Here is a 508-nt window from a genome sequence, read left to right as displayed (position 1 = left end):
GCCCAACTCATACTCCCTCTCAGCTTTACCCACATGCCATTTTGGTACTGCCAGACATGTGTCATTTCATGGATGAATAGGTGCCTGAGAGGAGAGCTTGCAGTTGAAAAATCATCTTGATAATTCTCCCCTCGAAAATAGAGTTCACCACCTGGTGTCATTGCTACATATTCATTTTGCAACCCGAATGGCAGATAACTGCCTAAATGGACCCACACTCTTGAATAGTCGATATAACTGCCAAAGACTGTCCGGGCGAGCGCTATCTCGCCCATCGTTAATCTTCTAACCTCCCCTTCACGGGTCAGTGGTCTCATCCGGGGTTTTTCCACAACATCCATAAATACACTCCCTGTTTTTCCGAATTAAATCGTGTCGCTCCATATGCTGTAGCCGGACGTTCCCGCAGTGTGGTGCTTCCAGGTGACGGTTTCATACACGACTGAAATCATTTCTTCGGGCTCTTTATCCGGAGCATCCAGTAAATGTGGCGCCCTGATGCTGTGTC

The 508-nt window shown here is 47.8% G+C and carries 1 protein-coding gene; it reads right to left on the bottom strand.

Annotated features, from left to right (window positions below):
* Nucleotides 1-341 (bottom strand): DUF4157 domain-containing protein (locus tag D6C13_RS25395; RefSeq protein WP_244212820.1); only part of this gene is annotated, 341 nt, incomplete at its 3' end.
* Between the last annotated feature and the right edge of the window lie 167 nt (nucleotides 342-508).

Source organism: Rahnella woolbedingensis (assembly GCF_003602095.1).
GTDB classification, from domain to species: Bacteria; Pseudomonadota; Gammaproteobacteria; order Enterobacterales; family Enterobacteriaceae; genus Rahnella; species Rahnella woolbedingensis.
This window is presented reverse-complemented; position numbering and strand designations above follow the sequence as displayed.